Source organism: Streptomyces sp. NPDC004111 (assembly GCF_042874215.1).
Classification (GTDB): domain Bacteria; phylum Actinomycetota; class Actinomycetes; order Streptomycetales; family Streptomycetaceae; genus Streptomyces.
This window is the reverse complement of sequence record NZ_JBIAMU010000016.1, coordinates 91,516-98,240: the sequence shown is the minus strand read 5'-3', so window position 1 is coordinate 98,240 and position 6,725 is coordinate 91,516. Positions and strand designations below refer to the sequence as shown.

General features: G+C 71.7%; 5 protein-coding genes. 3 read left to right on the top strand and 2 right to left on the bottom strand.

What is annotated here, in order from left to right; translation table 11 throughout:
- Window positions 1-164 precede the first annotated feature (164 nt).
- Window positions 165-1,766: a tryptophan halogenase family protein gene (locus tag ACFYVL_RS28970; protein ID WP_389249951.1), complete on the bottom strand. Its 1,602-nt coding sequence runs from the start codon at window positions 1,764-1,766 to the stop codon at window positions 165-167.
- A 199-nt stretch (window positions 1,767-1,965) separates the two neighbouring features.
- On the opposite strand from ACFYVL_RS28970, the gene ACFYVL_RS28965 reads away from it, so the two are divergent.
- From ACFYVL_RS28965 to ACFYVL_RS28955, 3 genes are all read left to right on the top strand, one after another.
- Entirely contained in the window at window positions 1,966-2,802 is an 837-nt protein-coding gene (locus tag ACFYVL_RS28965) for a thioesterase II family protein (protein WP_389249949.1), read from the top strand.
- Window positions 2,803-2,805: 3 nt separating this feature from the next.
- Window positions 2,806-4,020 carry a cytochrome P450 gene (locus ACFYVL_RS28960; RefSeq protein ID WP_389249947.1) on the top strand — a complete coding sequence of 405 codons (1,215 nt, stop codon included), beginning with the start codon at window positions 2,806-2,808 and terminating at the stop codon, window positions 4,018-4,020.
- A gap of 75 nt (window positions 4,021-4,095) precedes the next feature.
- Window positions 4,096-5,364, top strand: a complete 1,269-nt coding sequence (locus ACFYVL_RS28955) for an activator-dependent family glycosyltransferase (protein WP_389249945.1) — start codon at window positions 4,096-4,098, stop codon at window positions 5,362-5,364.
- A gap of 70 nt (window positions 5,365-5,434) precedes the next feature.
- On the opposite strand, the gene ACFYVL_RS28950 is transcribed toward ACFYVL_RS28955, so the two are convergent.
- Complete coding sequence (locus tag ACFYVL_RS28950) at window positions 5,435-6,610, bottom strand: macrolide family glycosyltransferase (RefSeq protein ID WP_389249943.1); 1,176 nt, start codon at window positions 6,608-6,610, stop codon at window positions 5,435-5,437.
- Window positions 6,611-6,725: the final 115 nt, after the last annotated feature.

Here is a 6,725-nt window from a genome sequence, read left to right as displayed (position 1 = left end):
GGTGGGTCCGGGGGGGGGCGGGGGGGGCGGGGGGGGCGCGCCGGGGGGGGGGGGGGGGGGGGGGGGGGGGGCGGGGGGGGGGGGGGGGCGGGGGGGGGGCCCCGCGCCCCCCCCCCCCGGCCGGAGGATCCCGTGGCCGGGGTTTCGAGCTGCCCGGGTCCTCATCAGGACCGGTGCAGCTGCTTCAGGTAGTCGTAGGCGCTCGGCAGCTTCTCCAGGAGGTCCTGCTGCTTGCGCTTGACCTCGGCGAACAGCGGCTGCGCCCCGGCGACCGACTCCGGCTTGTGCGCGAGGGCCGGCAGCGGCGCGTCCGGCTCCAGGCCGAGCCCGGCGAAGATGCAGTAGTAGCTGCCGTTGGTCCAGAAGTTACGGAACTCCGCCTCGAAGTTGCCGTAGTACGTCGACTCGTCGGAGATCGGCGGGTTGATCGGCAGACCGGCCTTGTAGGCGGCGATCTTGTCCTTGATGTTCTGGGTGAGCTGGAGCTCCTTGTTGGCCTTCCAGAACGGGGTGTCCGTGCGCGGCGCGTAGTAGAAGTGCGCCTGGAGGAAGTCCCGGGTGTCGTCGAACATCAACTCGATCTCGCGGTTGAAGCTGTCGACCAGGCCCTGGTTGAAGGTGCGGTCCGGGAAGTGCCGCGCGAGCTGGTAGATCGACGCGCTGGTGAAGTAGATGCCGGTCGACTCCAGCGGCTCCAGGAAGCAGGACGACAGACCGATGCTGACGACGTTGTTGACCCAGGCGCGGCGGTTGCGGCCGACGCGGAAGCGGACGTGGTTGAACTCCGTCTTCTCCGGGTCCAGCCCCCACAGGTTGCAGAACTCCTCGGTCGCCTCCTCCTGGGAGGTGAACTTGCTGGAGTAGACGTAGCCGGAGCCGAAGCGGCCCAGCATCGGGATCTTCCACGACCAGCCGGAGGACATCGCGATGGCCGAGGTGTACGGCTCGACGCCGTCCTTCTCGTCGTCGTGCGGGACCTGGGTGGCGACCGCGCTGTCGCACAGCAGGTGGTCGCTCATGTCGATGAAGGGCTCTTCGAGCGCCTTGTTGATCAGCAGCCCGCGGAAGCCCGAGCAGTCCACGAACAGGTCCGCGTCCAGGACCTTCCCGCCCTTGGTGTGCAGCGCGGTGACATAGCCCCGCTCGTCCTGCTCGACGCGCACCATCTCGTCCTGGACGTGGTTGACGCCCTGCTTCTGGGTGGCGAACCGGCTGAGGAAGTCGGCGACGAGCTGCGCGTCGAAGTGCCAGGCGTAACGGGTCGCGGCCTCGCCGTCCAGGGTGCGCGGCGCCTTGTTGGCGTCCATCAGCGGGGGCTCACGGAAGCAGGCGTAGTCGAACGGCTCGCTCGTCTGGCCCTCGTACTTGTTCTTGAACCAGTAGTGCGACAGCGGGGTCTGGTCGTGGTCGGGCAGCAGCCCGAACGGGTGGTAGAAGTGGTCCGGCCCGTCGTCCGCCAGCTTGCGGGGAGTGGGCTCGCCGTTGCCGGGCGTGCGCCAGTTCACGAAGCGCACCGCCATCTTGAAGCTTGCGTTGCACTCCCGCATCCACTCCTCCTCGGGAATCCCGAGGTAGTCGAAGAACGACTTCTGGAGGTTGGGGACGGTGGCCTCGCCCACGCCGATGCGGGGGATGCTCGGGGCCTCCAGGACCGTGATCTCCACCGTGTCCTGGAGTGCCTTGCCCAGGTAGGCGGCAGTCATCCAGCCCGCGGTGCCACCACCGAGGATGACGACCTTCCGTATCCGCGTGTCACCACTGTTCATGTTGCTCAACCCTCGTTTCCGGAGCTGCCGAAGCCGAGTCTGCGGCAGACGAGACACAAGTGTGGGAAGGACCTCGATCACTGCCCTACCGGCGTCTTGCACGGCACCGATAGAGATTCGGTAGATCCCCTCAGCAGGCTGGTACGGGCAGTGCCGTGTGCGCAGGTGCGGCGGGGGACCACGAGGGAAGGCGGCGCGGATGGGCGACTGGATCACCGGCTGGAGCGCCGCCCCCGCGGGCGGACCGGACGACACCGGCGGCCCCCGCGGGAGCGCCGGACCGCTCCCCGCCCTGGTCTGCGTGCCCCCGGCCGGCGCCGGCTGCGGCCAGTTCCGCGCCTGGCGGCGGCCCCTGGCAGGGATCGCCGAGGTGTACGGGGTCCAGCTTCCCGCCCGCGAGGACCGCTGGCACGAACCGATGCCGGACACCTTCGAGGAGGCCGTCACCGCCGTCACCGGCGCCCTGCCCGAACGGCTCGGCCCCGGCCGCCCCTTCGTCCTGTACGGCCACAGCTTCGGCGGCCTCCTCGCCTACGAGGTGGCCCGCCGCACCTCCCCGTACGCCCTCGTGGTGAGCAGCAGCAGACCGCCCGCCGGGGCCCGCGAGGCCGGCGGCCGCATCGTCGGCCGCACCCTCGGCGACGACGAGCTGGACCGGCTCTTCGACGCCGACGACCCGGACCTCGACCCCGCCAGGGCCGCCGCCCTGCGGGACGAGACGCTCCGGGAGCACATGCGGGAGATGATCCTGCGGGACGCCCGGCTCTCCCTCACCCGCGTACACCGGCCGCTCCCGCTGCTGCACCTGCCCGTGCACGTGTGGGGGGCCGAAGGCGACACCGTCGTCCCGCCGGCCGCGCTCGAAGGCTGGGCCGAGGTGACCTCGGGCCCGCCCCTGCACCACCGCGTCCCCGGCGGCCACCACGCGGTCCTGCGCCGCCCCGGACCCCTGCTGGACCGGCTCGCGGAGCTCCTGCGGGACGCCGCCGCCGCACCCACCGCTCCTCCCACCACCGCCGTTCACACGGGAGCCTGACCCATGCACGTAGATCTGCTCGACCCCGGCCCGTTCGCCCGCAACGACTTCTGGTCCACCTTCGCCTGGCTGCGCGCGAACGACCCCGTACACCGGCACCCGGAGCCCGACGGCGAAGGGTTCTGGGCGCTCACCAGGCACCGGGACATCACCCGCGTATACGCCGACACCGAGACGTTCAGCTCGGCCTCCGGCATGCGCCTGGGCAGCCACCCCTCCGTCATCGCGGGCGTCTCCCAGCGGATGCTCATCGTCTCCGACGCCCCCCAGCACACCCGGCTCAAGCGCGCCCTGCACCAGGCCGTCGGCCCGCAGCGGATGCCGTACATCGAGGAACTCGTCGAGAAGGTCGTCTCGGAACTCGCCGGGGAGGCCCTGGACCGCGAGGAGTTCGACTTCATCGACATCGCCAAGCAGCTGCCCAACCGGGTGGTCTGCGCGCTGCTGGGCATCCCCGTCAAGGACTGGTCCTGGATCGGCGACCTCACCACGGACGCCTTCGAGTCCGAGGACGAGATGGACCGCGCCAACGCCAACTCCGAGATCTTCCTGTACTTCATGGAGCTGCTGAGCGAGCGCCGCAAGCGCCCCGGCGACGACCTGATCAGCCACATCACCCACGACACCCGGGTCGACGAGGGCGACGAGGGACAGCGCCCGCTCACCGACGAGGAGATCGTCTTCAACCTGAGCGGCATCCTCTCCGGCGCCAACGAGACCACCCGCTACTCGGCGGCCGGCGCCGTCCACCAGTTCGCCGAGAACCCCGGTCAGTGGCGACTGCTGCGCGAGCGCGGCGACGAACTGGTGGCCCCGGCGGTGGAGGAGATCCTGCGCTGGACCACCCCCGGGGTGCACGCGCTGCGCACCGTCACCCGCGACACCGAGATCAACGGGGTGCCGATCGCCGCGGGCGACCGGGTCACCCTGTGGAACATCTCCGCCAACCGCGACGAGGACCTGTTCACCGACCCGCACACCTTCCGGGTGGACCGCAGGCCCAACCGGCACATCGCCTTCGGCCACGGCCGTCACCTGTGCCTCGGCGCCCACATGGCCCGCTTCGAACTCGCCTCCCTGCTGCGCGCGTTGTCCGGCGTCCTGGACGGCTTCGAGCTGACGGGCCCGGCGGTCTACAACTCCTCCAACTTCACCTGGGGCGTCAAGAGCCTCCCGGTGCGCCTGCTGCACTCGCGCGGTCGCACCGCCACCGCGTAGGGCCGTGCCCGGCCCGAAGGACCCGCCCGGCCCGAAGGACCCGCCCCAGGCGGTCCCGGCAGAAGGAACCCACTCATGCGCATCCTGTTCACCTGCTATCCGGAACGCACGCACTTCCTGCTGATGGCGCCCCTCGCCTGGGCGCTGCGCTCGGCCGGGCACGACGTGCGGGTGGCCTGCCAGCCGAAGATGACCGAGGCCGTCAACCAGGCCGGCCTCACCGCCGTCCCGGTCGGCAGCGACCGCGACCTGTGGCAGGTCCACGGCCGGCTCACCGGCGCCGGCGCGCGCACCGCGCCCGGCCTGCTCTCCCCGTACGACGCGGTGGAGAAGAACCCCGAGGACCTCGACCTCGACGAACTCCGCGAGGGCTACCGGGTCAGGGTCGCCAGTACCCACAAGATGATGAACGCCCCGCTGACCGCCGCCCTCGTCGAGTACGCCCGGCAGTGGCGGCCCGACCTGGTGGTGTGGGAGCCCATGACGTACGCGGGCGCCGTCGCCGCCCGTGCGGTCGGCGCCGCGCACTGCCGGCTGCTGGTCGGCGCCGACGTGTACGGCGTCACCCGCGCCCACTTCAACCGGCTGTCCGCCGAGGCGGGCGACGGCGGCGGCGACCCGCTGGGGGAGTGGCTCGGCGCGTACGCCCGCAGCTACGGCGGCGAGTTCTCCGAGGAGCTGGTCACCGGCCAGTTCAGCATCGACCTGCTGCCGCCCTCGCTCCAGGTGCACGCCCCCGGCCTCGACTACCGGCCGATGCGCTTCACCCCGTACGGCGGCCCCGCGAGCGTCCCGCGCTGGCTGTGGGAGCCGCCGACGCGCCCGCGGGTGGCGCTGACACTGGGCCTGACCGTCACCGACCACGGCATCGGGCTGCCCATCGACCTCGCGGAGATCCTCGACTCGGTGGCGGACCTGGACATCGAGGTGGTGGCCGCCGTCGGCGAGGCCGCCCAGCGCAAGCTGACGCACGTGCCCGACAACGCCCGGCTGGTGAACTACGTGCCGATGCAGGCGCTGCTGCCCACCTGCTCGGCCGTCATCCACCACGCGGGCGTCGGCACCCTGTCGACGGCGGCGTTCTACGGAGTGCCGCAGATCGCCCTGCCCTGGGACGTCGACCAGCCGATCCTCTCCGAGCGGCTCGCCGCCCAGGGCGCCGGTCTCACCAGGCACTCGACGAAGGCGACCGGCGCGTTCGTCCGCGAGAGCCTGCAACGGCTGCTGGGCGAGGGCGGCTTCCGCGACCGGGCGCGCGACCTGCGCGGCGAGATGCTCGCGATGCCGTCCCCCAACGACCTCGTAGCGGAACTGGAGAGCCTCGCGGCGACGCGGGTGGGCTGAACCGGGGTACGACGACGGATGCCGCGCGGGGCAGCCCCGCGCGGCATCCGTCTGCGCACCCCGGCCGCTCTCAGCCCGGCAGCTCCGCCTCGACGAGGTCGGCGGCGCGCCGGGCGCCGCCCTCGGCCGCCATGTTCCGCCGGGCCCGCTCGCACCGCTCGGCGGTGCGCGGGTCCTCCAGGAGGGCCAGGACGGTCTCGCGCAGGGTGCGCGCGGTGGCCTCCTCGGGCTTCAGCCGGCGGGCGACCCCCAGCTCCTCCAGCATCCGGGCGTTGGTGAACTGGTCGGCGGCCTGCGGCAGGGCCACCATCGGCACCGCGCAGGCGATCCCGTCGTGCGCGCTGGAGGCGCCCGCGTGGGTGATGAAGGCATCGGCCTGCTCCAGCACCCGCAGCTGCGGGAACCAGGTGCACACCTCGACGTTGTCCGGGATCCGGCCCAGCGAGGAGACGTCGAGGCTCTTGCCGACCTGGAGCACCACGTGCCAGCCCGGCAGATCGCCGAAGGCGGCCAGGCACTCCCGGTAGAACTCGGGGGCGTGGGTGTAGATCGTGCCCAGCGAGACCACCAGGACCCGCTCGGCACCGGCCGGCCGCTGCCAGTCGCCCTGCCGGGCCCCGGCGCCCCGGCAGGGCCCGGTGAAGGCGTAGACGTCGCTGTCCACCCGGTCCGCGTGCGGCTGGAGGGACCGGGAGATCAGCGCGATGCAGCGGCGCGGGCGGCGGCCGGTGCGCCCGCTGCCCAGGCCCAGCTGATTGACCGCCAGCCAGCGGTCGTCCCGGTCGTCGTCCCCGCCGTCGGCCCCGTCGTCGGTGAGCCCCTCGTAGGCCACGGCCGTCGGGCTGAGCTGCACCTCGGGCACCTGCCAGCGGTCGGCCAGCACCCGGGCCGCGTACGCCACCGGGTCGTAGACCACCAGATCGGGGCGGTCGTCCTCGTAGGCGCGCTGGAGCTGCGGAAGGACGCGGCCGGAGTCCCGCAGGAACTGCCGCAGATGGTCGACCATCTCCGTTCCCCAGGCGCCCGGCTCGTCCCGCGGCGGGAGCGAGGAGACATAGACCCGGGGTTCCGCGCCGGTCGACGCGACGATTTCGGCGAACTGCTCGGGAATGGAATACGTCACGCGGTGGCCGCGTGCCACCAGTTCCCGGATCACCTCGATGTTCGGCTGGACATGACCGTGTGTTCCCACGCTGAACATTGCTATGTGCGCGGGCCTGCCTGCGGTGGTCGGCGATGAATTCATGAGCCGAAGAATAGGTGTTGGCGCGAGGCGCGCGGTCCGTACGAAAGCAGAAAATCCGTAAACCGGGAACGAATTCCTGGCCTACGGAAATTCATGGCGAAAGCCGCGGGGAAAT

What these genes read in the sequence shown, in the direction of transcription:
- ACFYVL_RS28965 (WP_389249949.1), top strand. Translation starts at nt 1,966, where the DNA reads ATGGGCGACTGGATCACCGGCTGGAGCGCCGCCCCCGCGGGCGGACCG.
- ACFYVL_RS28960 (WP_389249947.1), top strand. Translation starts at nt 2,806, where the DNA reads ATGCACGTAGATCTGCTCGACCCCGGCCCGTTCGCCCGCAACGACTTC.
- ACFYVL_RS28955 (WP_389249945.1), top strand. Translation starts at nt 4,096, where the DNA reads ATGCGCATCCTGTTCACCTGCTATCCGGAACGCACGCACTTCCTGCTG.
- ACFYVL_RS28950 (WP_389249943.1), bottom strand. Translation starts at nt 6,610, where the DNA reads ATGAATTCATCGCCGACCACCGCAGGCAGGCCCGCGCACATAGCAATG.
- ACFYVL_RS28970 (WP_389249951.1), bottom strand. Translation starts at nt 1,766, where the DNA reads ATGAACAGTGGTGACACGCGGATACGGAAGGTCGTCATCCTCGGTGGT.